Below are 17,966 nucleotides of genomic sequence, written 5' to 3'. Positions count from 1 at the left end.
TCCCCATGCTTCTGCCGCTACGCTGGTGCGGACGGTCCCGCTGTGCCGGCTGGACCGTCCGGCTGGCGGGTGCTGCCGTGCTGAGCGTGCTCGGCTGGGCGCCACCCGCCGACGCGGCCCCTGAAGAGTCGGTGCTGCAGGCCGCCTATGTGCTGAACTTTGCCAAGTTCACCGAGTGGCCCCCGACGGGGCAGCCCGGCAAGTCGGGTGCGATGCAGCTGTGCCAGTTCGGTGCACGCGACGAACTGGCGCAGGCGCTGCGGGCGCTGGAAGGCCGTTCGCTGCAGGGCGTGCCTGTGCAATGGCGCAGGGTGAGCCGGGTCGACGAGGTGCGCGGCTGCCATGTGCTCTTCATCGCCGAGGCCGGGCTGCCGCTGGGCCCGCTGGGCGGACTGCCCGTGCTCACGGTGAGCGATCTGCCCGACTTCGTGCAGCAGGGTGGGGTGATCGGCCTGGTGCGCCAGAGCGGACGCCTGCGGTTCGAGGTCAACCGTGGTGTTGCGCAGGCGGCTGGCCTGCGGCTGTCGGCGGATCTGCTGTCCCTGGCGATGCGCGTGGTCGAGGGCCCCGCCCGGCGAGAGGGCGGCCTGTGATTGCCCGTCTGCTGGACAACCTGCGCCTGCGCACCAAACTGAGCCTGGTGGTCATCGCGTCGACGCTGATGGCCTCGCTGCTGCTGTTCGCGGCGGTGACCGTGCTCGAATACCACGACTCGCGCCACCGGGTCGAGGAGCGCGCCCGTGGCCTGGCGCGGGTACTGGCTCAGAACGTGCGCGCGCCGTTGTCCTTCGAGGATCCGGCCGCGGCCCAGCGGGTGCTGGAGGGACTGGGCGCCGTGCCCGAGGTGCGCTGGGCGGCGCTGCTCGATGTGCACGCCGCTGTGTTCGCTGCCTTCGCCCAGAAAGGCGCGTCGGTACCGGCGTCTGTCGAGATCGGCCGGCTCACGGCCGAGACGCCTGCCTATGCGCTGTTCCATGCGCTGGTGTGCGTGGTGGAGCTGGTCCGGGTGGACGGTGCCGTGGTCGGGCAGCTCGTGGTGTGCACCGATGCCTCGCCTGCGTTCAGTGCCACGCTGGCGCGGGCGGTGCTGGTGCTGCTGGGGGCTGCCGTCATCGGCCTGCTGGCCAGCGCGGTGGCCGTCAAGGTGCAGGATGGCATGGTCCAACCGATCGCCGATCTGGCCGACGTGATGCACGATGTCTCCCGGACCCATTCCTACACCACCCGTGTCAGCATGCAGCGCAGCGACGAAGTCGGCGCGCTCTACGAAGGCTTCAACCGGCTGCTGGGCGAGCTGGAGGCCCGTGAAACGGTGTTGCAGCGCCAGCAGGCCCGGCTGTTCACGCTGGCCCACATCGATGCCGTGACCGGGCTGAGCAACCGGCACCACTTCCGGTTGATGCTGGACGAGGCGCTGGCCCGTGTGTCCGGCCATCCCTTTGCCATCCTCTGCCTGGATCTGGACCGCTTCAAGACAGTCAACGATGCGCTGGGCCATGACGTGGGCGACATGCTGCTCACGGTGGTCGGCCAGCGCCTGACGGCAGTGTCCCGCGAGGGGGACATGGTGGCGCGGCTGGGCGGCGATGAGTTCGCGATGGTCCTGCGGGACGTCGCCGACCGCCAGGAGGTACAGCGCATCGCCGACCGCGTGCTGGCAGCGCTGTGCACCTCGGTGGACGTCGAGGGCTGGACCGTGTCGATGGGGGTGAGCATTGGCATTGCGCTGGCACCGCGGGATGGCGATCAGCCCGATCAGCTGCTGAAGAACGCCGACCTTGCGCTCTACGGCGCCAAGGCGGGCGGGCGCGGACGGGCCTGTTTCTATGATGCGGGCATGAGCGAGGGGGTCGTGCGGCGCTTGCAGCTGGAGCGGGCGCTGCGCTCGGCGATCACGCTCGACCAGCTCTCGGTGGTCTACCAGCCGCAGGTCGATCTGGCCAGCAGCGCCATCACCGGCTTCGAGGCGCTGGTGCGCTGGAGACACCCGGAGCTGGGTGATGTGCGGCCGGACGAGTTCATCGCGGTCGCGGAAGAGGCGGGGCTCATCAACGAGATCGGCGCCTGGGTGCTGGAGCAGGCCTGCCTGGAGGCGAGCACCTGGCCGGAGCACCTGTCGGTGGCGGTCAATCTCTCGGCTGTGCAGGTGATGACGCAGGATCTGCCGCTACTGGTCGGGCGCGTGCTGGCGACCAGCGGGCTGGCGGCGGCACGGCTGGAGGTGGAGATCACCGAGTCGGTCCTGCTCAACGAGACCGAGGCCACGCTGGCCCAGCTGCACGGGCTGAACCGGCTGGGCGTGCGCATCGCCTTGGACGACTTCGGCACCGGCTATTCGTCGATGGCCTACCTGCGCCGGTTCCCCTTCGACAAGCTGAAGATCGACCGCTGCTTTGTCAAGGCACTGGCCACCGAGCCGGATGCCCGGGTGATCGTGCACGCCATCATCGACATGGCCACCGGCCTGCACATGAAGACACTGGCCGAGGGGGTCGAGCGCGAGGCCGAGCTGTCCGCCTTGCGCGAGGAGGGCTGTGCCGAGGTGCAGGGCTATCTGGTGTCCCGCCCGCTGCGGGTGGAGGCGGTGCTGCCGTTCGTGCGCGAGTGGACCACGGCACACCCGCCTGCCGGCTCACAGGCTGCAGCTGCGGAATCCGGTCAGGCCGTGGCACTCCTCGGATAGGCGGTGGCTGCGGTGCCGTGCGTCGCGCAGGCGGGCACGGGTCACGGTGGCGCCGCCCCGCAGCACACGCTGCCGTGCACAGGCGGCCAGAAACGCTTCACGCTGTGGCAGGTTGCAGTCGCCCAGGTCCTGCTCCAGGGGGACCAGCCGGTCGGCTGTCCATTCCCACACCTCGCCCCAGCGGAAGCCGTGGCCCCCCAGGCGCTCGGCCGCATGGGCCCACTCGGCCTCGCTGGGCAGGCGGCGCCCGGCCCAGCGGCACCAGGCGTGGGCTTCGTGCAGGTTGACGTGCACGACAGGGTGCTGCGGATGGACCCGCACTGTGCGGCCGAAGCGGGTCTGGGTCAGCCCGTCGCTGGGGTCTTCGACCATGGCCGGTCCCTGGCGCCGTGTCTGGCAGACCCAGTCCCAGCCGGCCGGGCTCCACCAGCGGGACTGCCGGTAGCCGCCGTCCGCCACGAACTCGAGGAACTGCTGCCAGGACACGGGCTGCGCGTCGATGTCGTGGTCGGGGCAGGACTGCAGGCGCCGACCGCGTTCGCTTTCGAACAGATAGCCACCCTCCGTGGGGGAGATGCCGATGTGCCAGTGTCCGCCCGCGACCGCCAGCGGCTGGTGGGGCACCCAGACCCCCGGCGCCGTCGCCTCGGCCAGCGGGACATCGAGCATCTGGGCCGCCTCGATCAGGCGCTCGGCCTGCTGGTCCTCATGGAACAGCGCATCCCGGAAGAAATACAGCGTCGCGTCCTGCTCAGGCGTGTCCATCAGCAGCTCCAGCGTCACTTCCAGCGTGTCGACCAGGTACTGGCGAATCGCTGCCGCCGGGGGCAGGTCGGCATGGCCACGCTCGACCGGCGAGCGCAGGCGCGCATCCCACCAGAGATCGGCCCGGGGATCGATGGACGCGAGCCGGATGCCGCGCGCATCGCAGCGCCGCCCGCGGTGGCGCTGCACATTGCGGGCGATCCAGACTTCCTGGTACCACCCCAGCTGACCGAGCCACCACCGCGGCGAGCCTTGCAGGGGCGCGGGCGTCCCATCCAGCGCGTCGGGTCGTGCCGCATCCTCGAAGGCTGCGAACAGCCGCAGACTGCGGTTGCGTGCGTCGATCAGCGCCAGCGACAGCAACTCGCGTCCTGCATGGCGCATCGTGACCGGGTGGTCGAGGTCTGCGGCGGGCATCAGCATCGTGGACAGGCCAGGGGAGGAAGGCATGCACGGATTGTGAACTCCTTCACGCACTGGCGCGCCCTCCGTCCAGGGGCCACGTTCAGGCGGTCAGGATCCAGCCTTCGAGGCAGTCGACCACTTCAGGCCAGCCGTGGCGGGGCTGGAGCGCGCCCCAGCCGGCCTGCAGCAGGCACAGCACCGCGTCGAGCCGGTCACCGCTCGGGTCGGCGACCAGGGCGTCGTGCTGGGCGACGCTCAGTTTCAGGCGCAGGCCGAGCCGGGTACGGCCCTGCTCCAGCGCATCGACCAGGTCGCGCCGGGCCAGCAGGCGATCCGGTGTCTGGCGGGCCGGGTCATCGCTCTTGTAGGAGCGGCGCCCCAGGATTTCGCGGGCCAGCAGCCCGGGATAGGCCTCCAGCGCCACACGGTCCGGATCCCCGGCGTGCAATCCCGGCAGGTGGCATCCCGCGTCCAGCAGTGCGGGCACGCCGGCGTGCAGCATGTAGGCCACAGGCGGATTCACCCACTGCATGGGCGAGGAAGAGCCCGCCGGCCGGTCACAGGCACGGTGGGCAAACTTGGAGCCGACGGGCCGCGCGTCGCAGAACGCCGCGAAGGTGGCGCGGACCGTGGCGCGGTCGAGTTGCCGGTAATGCGCGATCAGTGCATCCCAGGACACCGGCCAGCCCAGCGCATGGACCAGTTCGCGCGGCAGGCCGAAGGGCAGATCGAAACCGCCCAGCCACGGTCCGGGTTCGCGCAGGCTGTCGGCGAATGTGCGTTCGTCGGGGAATGCGCGCAGCCGCGTCAGCCGCAGCACCTGGCCTGCCAGCTCGCCCTCGGCCTGGACGATGGGCTTGCGCGGGGTCGGGCGGCTGGTGAAGTCCACCCCGCGCAGCGACCACCGCGGTGGCGCTGGCGGTGGCGTGGCGGGCGAGGCCAGTGGGTTCAAGCGGTGCGGCCGACGATGGACGCCGTGGCGATCAATTCTTCCAGCATGGCCAGCGAGGCGCGACCCGAGACGCTGAAGGGGTCGAGGATCGGCCGGTCGCTGTACTTCAGCACGATCGACGGATTGAGGCGGGCCAGATTGACCTGGCCCATCGTCCAGCCGGAAAAGCGCCGCTCGGTGATTTCCTCGTAGTGCAGCACCATGACATGGTGGTGGCGGTTGTCGCGGACGATGGCGTTGTACAGCCCGTTCACGGCGTCCCGGCCGCCTTCGAGCACCTGCATGAACACGTCACCACCGTGGCACAGGATGCCGGTGATGCCGAGGCCTGGGTTGTGGGTGCGTGACTGGGCGAGGATCGAATCGATCATCTCGGGCGTGACCGCATCGGCGCGGCTTGCATAGAGCAGACGGACGAGCATGGTGCTTCAGCCTTTGCGGTGGGTGACGAGTGAGAGGAATTCTCGGCGCAGGTCGGAATTCTTGAGGAAGGAGCCGCGCATGACGCTGTTGATCATCTTGGAGTCCATGTCCTTGACGCCGCGCCAGCCCATGCAGAAATGGTCGGCCTCCATGATCACGGCCAGCCCATCGGGCTGCATCTTGTCGTTGAGCAGATCGGCCACCTGCGTGACCGCTTCTTCCTGGATCTGCGGGCGGCTCATGATCCATTCGGCCAGGCGGGCGTACTTGGACAGGCCGATCAGCGCCGAATGCTCGTTGGGCATCACGCCGATCCACAGCTTGCCGATGATCGGGCAGAAGTGGTGCGAGCAGGCGCTGCGCACGGTGATCGGGCCGACGATCATCAGCTCGTTGAGGTGCTCCACATTCGGGAACTGCGTGACCGGCGGCTGTTGGACATAGCGGCCCTTGAAGACCTCCTGCAGATACATCTTGGCCACACGGCGCGCGGTGTCCTGGGTGTTGTGGTCGCTGGCGGTGTCGATGACGAGGCTGTCGAGCACACCGGTCATCTTGCCTTGCACCTCGTCGAGCAGGGCGTCCAGTTCACCGGGCCGGATGTAGTCGGCAATGTTGTCGTTGGCATGGAAGCGGCGACCGGAGGACTGGATGCGGTCACGGATGACGGCCGACATCGGTCGGCCCGTCGCCAGGTGTGCGTCTTGTTCTGGGTCGCCGGACGATGTGCTGGCAGGAGGGTGGGCGGGACTGTTCATCGGTCGTGGGCTTCCGGAGTGGTGACAAATGCTAGCAGGCCCGGTTTTTTCATGCCCGCATGCGGTTGCGGATGGATTTGCCCGGACAAATCCGCAACATTGCCGCGGCCTGCGACCTAGGGTTTGCAAGAATGGACGCATCGGATCGGAACCTCAGGAGTCTCCATGTCACGCCCCCCGCTGATCGGCATTTCCGCCCGCATCTATTTTCCCAACACCCCGGTGGCCGATCTGGGCGGTGTCTTCACCCGCACCTTGCACTATCTGGAGCAGTCGGTGGCCCATTGGGTGCTGGGCGGGCGGGCGCTGGCGGTGATGATCCCGGCCATCGAGTCGGACGGCATGATCGCGCGCAGCGAGATGAGCCTGTCCGAGTACGCCAGCCACCTGGACGGGCTGGTGCTGCAGGGCGGCAACGACATCGCGCCCGAGAGCTACGGCGAGACGCCGATGCGCCCGGAATGGAGCGGAGACCGCATCCGCGACCGCTACGAGATCGACCTCTTCGAGGCGTTCGTGGCGGCGGGCAAGCCGGTGCTGGGCATCTGCCGGGGCTGCCAGCTCATCAACGTGGCGCTGGGCGGCACGCTCTACCAGGACATCCCCACCCAGGCGCCATCCTCGGTCCGCCACCTGCACCTGGAGCAGTACGACCAGCAGTTCCATGCCATGGCCATCGTGCCGGGGACTCGGCTGTCAGCGCTGTACCCCGGGGTGCAGGCCACGGTGATCAATTCCATCCACCACCAGGCAGTGAAGGATCTCGGGCGCAACCTCACCGTCGAGGCGCGCGCGCAGCCGGACGGACTGGTCGAGGCCATCCGCTGGAACGGTCCGAGCTATGTGTTCGGCATGCAGTGGCATCCGGAGTTCATGGCGCAGCGGGTGAGCCATGCCACCCAGCTGGATGGAAGTCCGATCCTTTCGGACTTCCTGTCGGCCTGTCTGCGCCGAAGAGGCTGACCGCGCCCGGCGAGGACACTCCTCGCCCTGCTGTTCTCGCCCTGTTGTTACGGCTTGAAAGTATTGTGCTTCTGTCGATATAGCCCTGTAGTCGGCGTCAATGTGAAAAACGCTGCAGTACCGATCCATCAATCGGGGGGCAGCCTGAAAAGTCGCGTGAATTTATGTCAGGATTTGATGTTTTCGGATAATTCTTGAGCATCTTTCTTGACAGGTCAGAGGCCGATCCGACTGCATTCGACGGGATAGCATGAAATTTTCAATTCAAGACCGACGTGGGGGTGTCTGAACATGGCCGACATGCAAGCAACCCGACGCCGCGCAGCGGTGTCCGTCTTTTCGGACCTTCTCGATGAAGCTGCGCTGACCGAGGCACTCTGGCTGCAGCACGAGACGATGCGGGGCGAGAACGTTTCGGACATCATCGCGTTCGTCGACGCGGTGGCCCAGCGCAATTTGCTGGATGTGGCTTCTGTCAAGCGGCTCTACAACAGTTTCTACAAGGCGCTGCGCGAAAGCTCCGACCGGCTGCCGCTGGATCCCTGGCCTGCCATGCAGGCTGCGCGCGCCGCGGCCCGTCCTCCTGCGCCGCCTGCACCGGCGCTGGTCCCTGTCCCCGTCGCGGCGGCTGCTGCTGCTGCTGTTGCGCCCGTGATCAATCCGGTCGCGGTGGCGCTGGCCGCTGCACAGGCCGCCGCACCCGTGCAGTCACAGGTGCCCGAGGAGCCTCCCGTGATCTTTGGTGCGCTGATGCGGGCCATCGTGGACGAGGTGTACCGGCACCACCGGGAAGCGCTGGACGAGGTGCGCAAGGATGCCCTGCAGCGCCTGGAGGAGTGCATGGCCGCCCCGGCAGTGCGCCAGCAGTTCCGCAGTGGCTGGAGCCGAGCCCTGCAGCACGACTGGCAGCTGCCCGGCACACACGCCGATCTGGCCGAACTGACGCGGGTGGTCTATCTGGCGCTGGGCGACGCCTTCGGCCGCGCCGGTGCAGACCATGTGCTCAAGCGTGGACTGGATGTGGCCGAGGCCGTTCCGGAAGCCGCGGTGTTTTCGCCCCGGCGCCTGCTGGCCACCATCAAGGGCTTGCGTATCTGACCCCCATCGCTGGCGCGCCCGGCACCGTGCCGCCGCCTGCTGCCTTGCATTGACCACAGCGCCGCGTGCGCGGGCGCTTGCACCGCTCGCCCCGGCAGGAGAACAGCATGTCCAACCCGCAAGATGTCCGTGATGGCGCCGTCGACAACGACAACGCCGCGGATTACCACGATGCCCCGACTCCGATGACTGCGCAGGAGCGCAAGGTCATTGTGGCCTCTTCGCTCGGCACCATCTTCGAGTGGTACGACTTCTACCTCTACGGTGCGCTCGCGGCGATCATCGCCAAGCAGTTCTTCACCGCGCTGGATCCGACCTCCGCGTTCATCTTCGCGCTGCTGGCCTTTGCGGCCGGCTTCATCGTGCGACCGATCGGGGCCGTGATCTTCGGTGGCCTGGGCGACATGGTGGGGCGCAAGTACACCTTCCTGGCCACGATCATCCTCATGGGGGTCTCGACTGCGCTGGTCGCGGTGCTGCCGACCTACAGCACGGCCGGCGCCTTCGCGCCGATCGCGCTGGTGGTGCTGCGCATGCTGCAGGGCCTGGCGCTCGGGGGCGAGTATGGTGGTGCAGCCATCTACGTGGCCGAGCACGCGCCCCAGAACCGCCGCGGCGCCTACACCGCCTGGGTGCAGACGACCGCCACCGTCGGGCTGTTGCTGTCGCTGGTCGTGATCCTGGCCACCCGGAGCGTGCTGGGCGAGGCGCAGTTCGCCGAGTGGGGCTGGCGCATTCCCTTCGCGCTCTCGGCCGTGATGCTGGGGGTGTCGCTGTGGATCCGGATGTCCATGAGCGAGTCGCCCGCCTTCCGCAAGATGCAGGAAGAGGGCAAGACGTCCAAGGCCCCGCTGGCCGAGTGTTTCGGGCAGTGGAAGAACCTCAAGATCATCCTGCTGGCGCTGTTCGGTCTGGTGGCAGGTCAGGCCGTGGTCTGGTACACGGGGCAGTTCTACGCGCTGTTTTTCCTCACCGGCGTGCTCAAGGTCGAACCGAACACTGCCAGCATCCTGATTGCCATCGCGCTGCTGATCGGCACGCCGTTCTTCGTCGTGTTCGGCACCTTGTCGGACCGCATCGGCCGCAAGCCGATCATCATGGCCGGGCTGCTGATCGCCTGCGTGGCCTACTTCCCGCTGTTCAAGATGCTGACCTCGCTGGCCAATCCGGACCTGGCTGCAGCGCAGGCGCGGGTACAGATCGTCGTCAAGGCCGACCCGATGACCTGCTCGTTCCAGGGCAGCCCCATCGCGACGGAAACGGATTTCACCTCCTCGTGTGACATCGCCAAGCGTGCGCTGGCCCAGCTGTCCGCCAGCTACACCAATGTGTCGCTTCCGTCGGGATCACCCACCGAAGTGCATGTCGGGACCACTGTGCTGAAGCCGCCCAATGGGCGCCTGAACGCGGCAGGGGACAACTTCGAGTCCGAGAACCTGGTCGACATCTCCCATTTCCGCAAGCAGGATCTGCCGGATGCCCTGGAAGCGGCTGGCTATCCGCGCAAGGCCGATCCGGACAAGATCAACCATGTCGGTGTCGTCGCGGTGCTGGTGGTGCTGATGCTGCTGGTGACGATGGTGTACGGCCCGATCGCGGCCACGCTGGTCGAGATGTTCCCGACCCGCATCCGCTACACCTCGATGAGCTTGCCGTACCACATCGGCAACGGCTGGTTCGGCGGTCTGATGCCGACCATCGCGTTCGCGATGGTGGCGCAGAACGGGGACATGTACCACGGCCTCTGGTATCCGATCGCGGTCGCGGCGCTGACCTTCGTGGTGGGCATGCTCTTCATCCGCGAAACCAAGGACGTCGACATCTACGCCAAGTTCCTCTTCTGGCATCCGAACCGGATGCGCAAGTGAGCGCATCGGTTGCGGGCGGGCAGGGCGAGGGTCAGGGCTGGGGCTGATCCGTCGGCTCGCCGCCCGGATCATCGAGGTCTTCTGCCTCCAGGTCCGAGCGCCGCTGTGGCACCAGCAGCACAGGGACGTGGCTGTGGCGCTCCACGGCCTGCGTCACCTCCTGGCCACGACCTGCGAGCACGATGAGGTCGCAGTCCAGCAGATCGGCCTGTTCGACCACCTGCTGCGCCACATCGCCGGTGACCACCAGCGATTCGTGGGCCACGCCCGCTTCATCGAGCAGGGCATGTGCGGCCAGCAAGGCGTGCTCGCCCGCGGCGTGGCGTGCGCCTTCGATCACGTCGACATCGGGTGCCAGCACCACTTCATAGAGATGCGGCGGCTCCTGCACATTCAGCAGGACTGCGGTGAAGTCGAGTCCCAGTGCGCGCAGCTGCAAGGCCTGCCGCACGGCGTCCAGCGCCTGCGGACTTCCGTCGATGGGCAATAGGGTGCGGATCATCGGGTGACTCCTGTCAGGATTTCGGGTGGGTGTGCCGAGAATGCTACTGCCACTCGGGCGATACTGCCGGCCTTCTTGCCAGTCGACAGCCTGTCACCCATGCCGATGCCCATGCCTGAGTCCCCTGCGTTCCCGACCTTGACCTGGACCGAAGCCGACCGTGTCCACACGGCGCGCTGGAGGTCCGAGAACGGAGCTGCCGTTCCGTCGCAGGTTGTGGTCGCGGGGGACCAGACCCGGGCCGACGATGCCCTGCGAATCGCACGCAGCGGGGGTGTGCTGCTCTGGCGCGGGGATTTCCACAGCGCAAGGCTGTTGCTGCAGGCCATGGGCCGTCGCCTGGACCGGGCGGCTGGTGGGCGCCGCGGCGCCGTGTCCGAGGCGAATGGCGGCGCGGTGACGGACCTCTTCCATCGCAACCGCCAGGCGCAGGCTCAGCGCTCGCGCCTGCTGTCTGCGCTCACCATGGTGCTGGAGGCGGACTACGCCCTGGATCTGCGCCGGGCACCCGACCTGCGCCTCGCCTGCGAAGAGGCGTATGGTGCGCCGGATGGTCAGACCTCGGTTGTCTCGCTGCGGGAGTTGCTGGGACTGGTGGGGGCGCACGAGTGGCGCAAGAAAGGCGTGCCGATTCCTGCTGTGGGCGGTCGGATCCATGCCCACTACGGTGTCTTTTCGCCGGTGCGCGGGGAGTACATCGACCTGGTGGCGGCTGCGGACTTGCCCTCTCGGACGCTGGCGTTCGACATCGGGACCGGCACGGGTGTGCTGGCCTGCGTGCTCGCGCAGCGTGGTGTGCAGCGGATCGTGGCCACCGAACTGGATGCACGTGCGCTGGCCTGTGCCGCTGACAATCTGCAGCGTCTCGGATTTGCGGGGCAGGTCGAGCTGACAAAAGCAGACTTGTTCCCACCTGGACGGGCGCCGCTGGTGGTGTGCAACCCGCCATGGTTGCCTGGCAAGCCCAGTTCCTCGATCGAGCACGCGATCTACGATCCGGACAGCCGGATGTTGCGGGGCTTTCTGCGTGGACTGGCCGCGCATCTGACACCGGGCGGGCAGGGGTGGCTGATCCTGTCCGATCTGGCCGAGCACCTGGGTCTGCGTCGACGCGAAGAATTGCTGGAGTGGATCGATCACGCGGGATTGCGTGTCTTGGCGTGTCCGACGATCCTGCCGCGACATCCGAAGGCAGCTGATGTGGCGGATGCTCTGCACGCTGCGCGTTCCGCGGAGGTCACGGCACTCTGGCAGCTGGTCGTCAAGTAGGGTGGGGGTGACGAGCCTGAACCCTGGCACTGGAGGCTAACGGTTAGGGCTGCTTCGTTCCCGACCTGACCCGTTTGGCCGCGCCCCCATGCAGGGAGGCCCGTCGATGTCAATTATAGTCGACTTGCCGAGGGCGCTGAACCTGACGGCGTTCTGTGCGATTATTCGGCTCTTGTTACAGCGTGCCAAGCTGTCGGCCATTGATGAAATACTCCGAACGCCCGGTTGTCGACCACGAGGACAACATCGAGAAAATCGCCGCCATCCGCAAGATCCGCAAGCTCATGGAGTTCTGGCGGATCGCGCCTTCCGAATTGCGGGGGCGCCCGATTCCGGTGGTGCGGCCACAAGTGAGTGCTGAAGTCCGGTACCGCCACCCCATCACCCAGGAGGTCTGGGATGGCCAAGGTTCGCAACCGCAATGGTTGCGAGATGCCTTGATCAAGGAAGGCTATACCGTCGACGAGCTGAGGCCAGCGGCCAGCCAGCCTGCAGCATCAGCGTCCGAGCCCGCTGACTGAGGAGTGCCCGCAGTCCACACAGTCCGTGGCATGTCAGTCCGGAAAGCAAGAAGGCCTGCACTTCATGGAAGTGCAGGCCTTGGTGCTGCGTATCTGGCTCCCCGACCTGGACTCGAACCAGGGACCTGCGGATTAACAGTCCGTCGCTCTACCAACTGAGCTATCAGGGAATTGCATGCTTGACAGTGCTTTGACGCTACGTGATTTGGCTCCCCGACCTGGACTCGAACCAGGGACCTGCGGATTAACAGTCCGTCGCTCTACCAACTGAGCTATCAGGGAATCGCGTTGCGCTTTGGCGTCAACTGACAAGACCGCTATTGTAGTCGAACCATCTGATGTAATGCAATGGTTTCAGGCAACTTTATCGGCTGGCAAGACGGCGGTGGTCAGGTTCCGGGCAGGGAGGCTCAATTGGCAGACATTGCCGCCGTTGGGGTGGGCCTTGCACCGCACATCGCCATCCAGTCCGCGCAGGATCTGCTGGCAAATGGCCAGTTCGAGACCGCTGCCATCTCGGGAGCCCTCCTCGGCTCTGCGCTGCTGGATGAAGGCAGAGAACATCGTTTCGCATTCGCTGTCGGGCAAGCCGGGGCCGGCGTCATGCACCCACCAGTGCAATGTGCCTGCGTTGTCACGCGAGGCGCGAACTTCGATCTGGCTTCCGGGCGGCGATACCCGCACCGCGCGTTCGATGAGCGTGCGCACCGCCTGCTGAAAGCGCAGCGCATCCACGCTGGCCATGGTGTTGGCGCAGGGCTGGACGTCAATGTCGATCTGGCGGGCGCGTGCGTCGATGCGTGCGTGCCGAATGACTTCCTCGATCAGGTCGCGGGTATCGAGGTTGTTGCGGTGGAGCGTGCCTGTCGCGTTCTTCACCCGCGACAGGTCCAGCAGGTCGTTGACGACCGACAGCATGCGCTGCCCGCCGCTCTGGACGTGGGTGAACAGCTCGTGCTGGAGGCTGTCGTGCCGGCTGCGCATGACCCCCAGCTCGGAAAAACCGATGATCGACTGCAAGGGCGTGCGCAAGGCGTGGCTGAGATTGCCGATGAATTCCGATTCGGCCTGGTGGGCCTTGGCGGATGCGGTCATGGCATCGGCCGCACGCTGCTCGGCCTCGCGGAAGCTGGTCACGTCGGTGATGCTGCCGATCACGCCACCCGGGCGCCCGTCCGGGCGGGTCAGTGCCACCTTGGCGATCAGGGCCTGCCGGCAGGCGCCGCTGCGCAGGACGATGTTCTCCATGTAGTTGCTCTGGCCTGCGCCCGCCCAGAGCGCGACGTCCCGCACTGGGTGGTAGGCGAGATGGCTCAAGGTGGGGTCGGTGTCCGCACGCTGACCGATCAGGTCATCGCGGCGCACGCCGAGGAAATCCTCGAATGCCTGGTTGACCAGCACATAGCGCCCGAGCGGATCCAGCACGAACATCGGCGCCGGTGCCGCCTCGATCACCGCGCGCAGGTGGCGTTCGCTTTCCTCCAGACGATTGCGCGTGCGGTCGAGGGCAGCGGCCATGTGCTCGTGCGTGCGCAGGCTGCGCCAGGCGCTGACAGTGGCCACGAGGATGGTCAGCAGACCGGCCAGGCTGGCCACCAGCAGCCAGCCAAGCTTCTGGCGCCAGGCCTCGATGACCTGGACCATCGGCTCCTCGACCACGACCAGCAGCGGATGTTTGCGGCTCGCCCGGAACGAGGTGATCACGGCTGTTCCGTCCAGCCCCTGGCCCTCGTAGCTGCCGGACTCCTGCTCCGGCAGGTACTCCTGCAGAGCGCGGTGGCTCGGTACGCTGGTGCCTGGCAAGCGGAGCACGCCCTCGGTCCCGGTCAGCATGCGGCCCTGGTAGTCGAGCAGGGCCGCGGTCAGCGACCGCTCGCCCAGGATCTGCTGGAAGTGGTTGGACAGGTAATCCGGGTTCAGGGCCGCCACGGCCAGAAATGTCTGACCGTCGGAGGTGGTGCCGCGCTGGACCAGGGTGACGATGCCGACGCCCGGCAGGGCGCGGGCGGGTGGCGCTGGTGTGGCGGACGGGCTGCGTTTCGAGTCTGTCAGATCGCGTCCGGGCATCCAGGGCCCCAGCCAGGCTTCGCCAGCGCTGACGGGCTGGCCGAGGAGGTGCACATCGATGACCGCGCCGACTGCTGCAGGATTCGAGCTTGCCAGCACTTTGCCACTGGCATCCAGCAGCGACAGGCTGCGCATGTACGGCAGTCCGCGCACCGACTCCACCAGACGTTCCGGCAGATCGCTGCTGGACGCATCCCGGCTCTGCATGCGCTGGCTGATCATCGCCAGCGTCAGGCTGGCGGCATCCAGTGTCCGGGTGGTTTCGTCGGCCAGCAGCCGTGCCAGCAACTGGGTGCGCCGGATTTCCTGCTCGACCGTGTCCTGGCGCTGGACCACCGCGAATGCGCTGGCCAGCAGCACCAGCAGCGTGGCCAGCAAGCATCCCGCCCACACCAGGTGTGTGCTGCTCAGCCAGGTCGTGCGGGTGGTGGCTTCTTTCGGGCGCATGGACAGTTCAGCGGGCGGTGGGTCGGATCACGGTCTCGGACAGGCGATGGCGGCGGGCGGCGCTTTCGAGCCGGCCGTCCTGGCGCATGTCGGTGACAAAACGGTTGATGCGGGCCAGCCATGCATCATCTCCCGGACGGATGGCGTAGGCATACGGCACGACATGGAAGGGCTGTGGTGGACTGACCAGCCGTGCCCATTCTGCGTTGTCCAGCAGGCGGCGGCTGTAGGGATAGTCCGTCATGAAGACATCGACCCGACCGGCTTCGAGTTCCTGTTCACGCGTGGCGGGCGGACGGATCACCACCATGGTCGCCTGGCGCAGGGCGCTGCGCATCACCGGCTCCATGAAGGTGCCGGCCTGCACCGCCACCTGGACCCCCGGCTGATCGATGTCCTCCCAGCGCCGCACGACCCGGCTGCTGCGGCTGGTGACGGCATGGATGTCGCTCTGCAGGTAAGGCAGGCTGAAACGGAGATGCTGCTCCCGCTGCGGCAGCACGCCCACCGCGAACATCGCGATGTCGCAGCGGTCCTGGAGCAGATCATCGATCAGCGTGGCGAACGAGGAGTCGACGTGGCGCAAGCGCGCGCCCAGTTCTCGCGCAAACTCTGCGGACAGGTCGATGTCCAGGCCCGTGAACTGCCGGGTCTTGGGGTTGCGGTAGCTGATGCCGTAATAGTCCGGCCACACGCAAACCCGCAATTCACCGGTGCGGGTCACCCGGTCCAGCACGTCGCCGGCCGATGCTGTGCCCGCGCACAGCCCCACCAGGATCCAGCCGACCAGCCCCCGTGTCATCCGAACCATCTGCCTCATCTTGAACCTGCCTTGTGCAACCACCAGCCGACAACCAGCCTAAAGCCAGAACCGCAAAGATGCGAATATTGACACTGGAAGTGTGAGGGCGCCTTCGGTCAACCACAGGTGCGCTGAAGCCGCGCGGTGCCATTCCTGCCGCTTGCCGTGAGGCAATGCGCACAGACCTGTCCCCGAGCGGTCACAGCCATGGCCTGTCACCCGGACGAGGCCGGTGTCCTGGGCGATGCGAGGCCCGGCTCAGGAGGTGAGCCCGAGGCGGCGGTGCAGCAGCGCGCTGCTGGTCGTGTACAGCAGCGGCCCGTGCTCCTGCGGGCGCAGGCGGTCGTGGGCCGCATGGGCCGCCAGGGTCGCTTCATGAAAGCCGCAGAGGATCAGCTTTTTCTTGCCGGGATAGGTGTTGATGTCGCCGACCGCGTAGACCCCCGGCAGGCGGGTCTCGAACGTGGCGAGATCGACCCGCAGCAGCTTGCGCTCCATCTCCAGGCCCCAGTCGACGATCGGTCCGAGCCGCGGACTCAGGCCAAGGCAGACGATCAGCACGTCCAGCGGCCACAGGACTTCATCGCCCTGGACCCCCAGGACGGTCACTGCCTGCAGGCGATCATCCGCAGTGTGTGCGGCCGAGATCTGGCCGATCACGACCTGAAGACGGCCTGCCGCCCGCAGCGCGGCCACCCGTGCCAGCAGATCGGCGTCGGCGCTGAACTGGTCTCGCCGGTGCAACAGGATCACCTGGGTTGCGCACGGGTGTTCGGCGAGCTGCGCCGCGCGCAGCAGGGCGGCCTCGTCGCCACCGACCACCAGCACCCGCTGTCCGGCGAAGGGCGTCACGTCTTCGGGGTGGTGAACGACCTGCCGCTGCGCGTGTGCCTCCAGACCCGGCACCTTGAGGCGCCGCGGCGTGAAGGCGCCGACGCCGGCTGCGACGAACACGCTGCGGGCCAGGAACTGCGGTCCCGCGCCACAGTCGGATCCGGTGCCGACCGCGAAGCGGCCATCGTCCAGCAGCTGCAGCGTCTGCACTTCGTGGCCGAAGTGCAGCCCAGGCCGGAAGGGAGCGATCTGCGACAGCAGGCGCTCGGTCAGCTCCCGGCCGGTGCAGACGGGCACGGCCGGGATGTCATAGATGGGCTTGTCGGCGTAGAGCGCGACACATTGGCCACCTGCTTGCGGCAGCACGTCCACCAGATGCGCCGACAGCCCGAGCAGCCCGAGCTGGAAGGCCTGGAACAGCCCGACCGGACCAGCCCCGATCACCAGCGCGTCGGTCTCGATCACGGTGTCAGGCACGGCGGGCACGGGCATCGTCCCGGATCCGCGGATCAGCGGATCAGCTCGCCGAGCTTGTCCTTGACATTCTTCCAGTCGTCGGCGTCCGGCAGCGGGGCCTTGCGCTTGGTGATGCTGGGCCACTTGGGCGTCAGGTCGGCGTTGATCTTGATGAAGGCGAGCTGGTCGGCGGGCACGTCTTCCTCGGGCAGGATGGCGTTCACTGGGCATTCGGGGATGCAGACCGCGCAGTCGATGCACTCGTCAGGGTCGATGACCAGGAAATTGGGGCCTTCGCGGAAGCAATCGACGGGACAGACGTCCACGCAATCGGTGTACTTGCAGCGGATGCAGGCTTCGGTGACGACGTGTGTCATGACGCGGTTTTCACTCGGGTAAGTTGGATGGAAGACGTTCGGGGAAACGCGAGATTTTAAGGCGTATGTGCCACGGCACGTGCACCGGCGCCGACCGTGACCAGCGTGGGCCGGCCGAAGTGCAGCGTGTCAGCCTCGGCGAGGGTGGCGATGGTGTGGCGGCTGAAACACTCGTCGGGCCAGCCCGCGCGCGAGATCACCACCGCCGGCGTGTCGGCCTCCCAGCCGACCTCCAGCAGCCGCTCGGCCAGCGAGGGCAGTTGCCGGCCCGCCATGTAGAACACTTCGGTGTCGGCGCTGCGGCGTGCTTCGAGGTCGCCGGTGCGGGTCATCGCGGTGCTGAAGGCCACGCTGCGGCCGACACCACGCCGCGTGAGCGGCTGCTGCGACACGGCGGCGGCGGCCAGCGCCGAGGTCACGCCGGGCACGACCTCGCAGCCGATGCCCGCCGCGTGCAGCGCTTCCAGCTCTTCTTCGAGCCGGCCGAACACGCTCGGATCGCCACCCTTGAGCCGCACGACCCGGGCCGAGCGCTGCGCGCACGCGACCAGCAGCGCGTTGATGCGCGTCTGGCCGGTGCTCTCGGCGCTGAAGCCGCGCTTGCCGACGTCGATCCACTCGGCCTGCAGGGCTTCATCGCGCAGGGCTGGGTCGGTCAGCGCGTCCGCCAGCACGACCTCGGCTGCGCGCAGCCGGTTCAGCCCGCGCACGGTGATCAGGTCGGCCGAGCCGGGGCCGGCGCCGATGAAGACCACGCGAACGGGAGGCTGCGCCAT

Annotated in this window: 17 protein-coding genes, 2 tRNA genes and 1 other RNA gene; 7 read left to right on the top strand and 13 right to left on the bottom strand. The window is 67.3% G+C overall.

The features are described from left to right. Window positions 1-5: 5 nt before the first annotated feature. Together U5O44_RS07555 and U5O44_RS07550 are read left to right on the top strand one after the other, a co-directional pair. The gene (locus U5O44_RS07555; protein ID WP_322587829.1) at window positions 6-593 is read left to right on the top strand and encodes a YfiR family protein; all 588 of its coding nucleotides are present in this window, start codon (window positions 6-8) and stop codon (window positions 591-593) included. Continuing rightward, window positions 590-2,683 carry a putative bifunctional diguanylate cyclase/phosphodiesterase gene (locus U5O44_RS07550; RefSeq protein WP_322587828.1) on the top strand — a complete coding sequence of 698 codons (2,094 nt, stop codon included), beginning with the start codon at window positions 590-592 and terminating at the stop codon, window positions 2,681-2,683. The genes U5O44_RS07555 and U5O44_RS07550 overlap by 4 nt, the downstream gene beginning before the upstream one ends. Here the strand turns inward: U5O44_RS07550 and U5O44_RS07545 are convergent. Genes U5O44_RS07545 through folE form a run of 4 tightly spaced genes read right to left on the bottom strand, consistent with a single transcriptional unit; the run spans window position 2,633 to window position 5,986 of the window. Further along, entirely contained in the window at window positions 2,633-3,898 is a 1,266-nt protein-coding gene (locus U5O44_RS07545) for an SUMF1/EgtB/PvdO family nonheme iron enzyme (protein WP_322587827.1), read from the bottom strand. The two genes, U5O44_RS07550 and U5O44_RS07545, sit on opposite strands and share 51 nt — an antisense overlap. A 55-nt stretch (window positions 3,899-3,953) precedes the next feature. Beyond that, on the bottom strand, window positions 3,954-4,796 hold the full coding sequence (locus U5O44_RS07540) for a DUF429 domain-containing protein (protein ID WP_322588487.1): 843 nt from the start codon (window positions 4,794-4,796) through the stop codon (window positions 3,954-3,956). A 5-nt stretch (window positions 4,797-4,801) separates the two neighbouring features. Beyond that, window positions 4,802-5,227, bottom strand: a complete 426-nt coding sequence (locus U5O44_RS07535; RefSeq protein WP_322587826.1) for a BLUF domain-containing protein — start codon at window positions 5,225-5,227, stop codon at window positions 4,802-4,804. 6 nt (window positions 5,228-5,233) lie between these two features. After that, complete coding sequence (gene folE, locus U5O44_RS07530) at window positions 5,234-5,986, bottom strand: GTP cyclohydrolase I (protein WP_416222138.1); 753 nt, start codon at window positions 5,984-5,986, stop codon at window positions 5,234-5,236. A 165-nt stretch (window positions 5,987-6,151) separates the two neighbouring features. On the opposite strand from folE, the gene U5O44_RS07525 reads away from it, so the two are divergent. From U5O44_RS07525 to U5O44_RS07515, 3 genes are all read left to right on the top strand, one after another. After that, window positions 6,152-6,949 carry a gamma-glutamyl-gamma-aminobutyrate hydrolase family protein gene (locus U5O44_RS07525; RefSeq protein ID WP_322587824.1) on the top strand — a complete coding sequence of 266 codons (798 nt, stop codon included), beginning with the start codon at window positions 6,152-6,154 and terminating at the stop codon, window positions 6,947-6,949. A gap of 300 nt (window positions 6,950-7,249) precedes the next feature. Next, entirely contained in the window at window positions 7,250-8,047 is a 798-nt protein-coding gene (locus U5O44_RS07520; RefSeq protein WP_322587823.1) for a hypothetical protein, read from the top strand. A 185-nt stretch (window positions 8,048-8,232) separates the two neighbouring features. Continuing rightward, window positions 8,233-9,915 carry an MFS transporter gene (locus tag U5O44_RS07515; RefSeq protein ID WP_322588486.1) on the top strand — a complete coding sequence of 561 codons (1,683 nt, stop codon included), beginning with the start codon at window positions 8,233-8,235 and terminating at the stop codon, window positions 9,913-9,915. A gap of 31 nt (window positions 9,916-9,946) precedes the next feature. Here U5O44_RS07515 and U5O44_RS07510 read toward each other — a convergent pair whose 3' ends face one another. Next, window positions 9,947-10,417, bottom strand: coding sequence for a universal stress protein (locus tag U5O44_RS07510; RefSeq protein WP_322587822.1), 471 nt, complete (start codon window positions 10,415-10,417; stop codon window positions 9,947-9,949). A gap of 111 nt (window positions 10,418-10,528) precedes the next feature. Between U5O44_RS07510 and U5O44_RS07505 the strand changes: the two genes are divergently transcribed. Then, window positions 10,529-11,686: a class I SAM-dependent methyltransferase gene (locus U5O44_RS07505; RefSeq protein ID WP_322587821.1), complete on the top strand. Its 1,158-nt coding sequence runs from the start codon at window positions 10,529-10,531 to the stop codon at window positions 11,684-11,686. Window positions 11,687-11,692: 6 nt separating this feature from the next. On the opposite strand, the gene ffs is transcribed toward U5O44_RS07505, so the two are convergent. Beyond that, an RNA gene (ffs, locus tag U5O44_RS07500) (signal recognition particle sRNA small type) lies at window positions 11,693-11,791 on the bottom strand. A 98-nt stretch (window positions 11,792-11,889) separates the two neighbouring features. Between ffs and U5O44_RS07495 the strand changes: the two genes are divergently transcribed. Further along, a complete protein-coding gene (locus U5O44_RS07495) occupies window positions 11,890-12,207 on the top strand; it encodes an H-NS histone family protein (RefSeq protein ID WP_322587820.1) in 318 nt (105 codons plus the stop codon). A gap of 94 nt (window positions 12,208-12,301) precedes the next feature. Here U5O44_RS07495 and U5O44_RS07490 read toward each other — a convergent pair. From U5O44_RS07490 to cobA, 7 genes are all read right to left on the bottom strand, one after another. Further along, a tRNA-Asn gene (locus U5O44_RS07490) sits at window positions 12,302-12,377 on the bottom strand. Between the two features lie 36 nt (window positions 12,378-12,413). Continuing rightward, a tRNA-Asn gene (locus U5O44_RS07485) sits at window positions 12,414-12,489 on the bottom strand. 72 nt (window positions 12,490-12,561) lie between these two features. Continuing rightward, the gene (locus U5O44_RS07480; protein WP_322587819.1) at window positions 12,562-14,721 is read right to left on the bottom strand and encodes a sensor histidine kinase; all 2,160 of its coding nucleotides are present in this window, start codon (window positions 14,719-14,721) and stop codon (window positions 12,562-12,564) included. Between the two features lie 7 nt (window positions 14,722-14,728). Continuing rightward, entirely contained in the window at window positions 14,729-15,523 is a 795-nt protein-coding gene (locus U5O44_RS07475; protein ID WP_322587818.1) for an ABC transporter substrate-binding protein, read from the bottom strand. Window positions 15,524-15,781: 258 nt separating this feature from the next. Beyond that, entirely contained in the window at window positions 15,782-16,849 is a 1,068-nt protein-coding gene (locus U5O44_RS07470) for an NAD(P)/FAD-dependent oxidoreductase (protein ID WP_322587817.1), read from the bottom strand. Between the two features lie 17 nt (window positions 16,850-16,866). After that, the gene (fdxA, locus tag U5O44_RS07465) at window positions 16,867-17,190 is read right to left on the bottom strand and encodes a ferredoxin FdxA (RefSeq protein WP_322587816.1); all 324 of its coding nucleotides are present in this window, start codon (window positions 17,188-17,190) and stop codon (window positions 16,867-16,869) included. A 56-nt stretch (window positions 17,191-17,246) separates the two neighbouring features. After that, window positions 17,247-17,966, bottom strand: a complete 720-nt coding sequence (cobA, locus tag U5O44_RS07460) for a uroporphyrinogen-III C-methyltransferase (RefSeq protein WP_322587815.1) — start codon at window positions 17,964-17,966, stop codon at window positions 17,247-17,249.

Source organism: Sphaerotilus sp., assembly GCF_034519685.1.
Classification (GTDB): Bacteria; Pseudomonadota; Gammaproteobacteria; order Burkholderiales; family Burkholderiaceae_C; genus Sphaerotilus.
The sequence above is the reverse complement of the archived record's forward strand: the minus strand, read 5'-3'. Positions and strand labels throughout refer to the sequence as shown.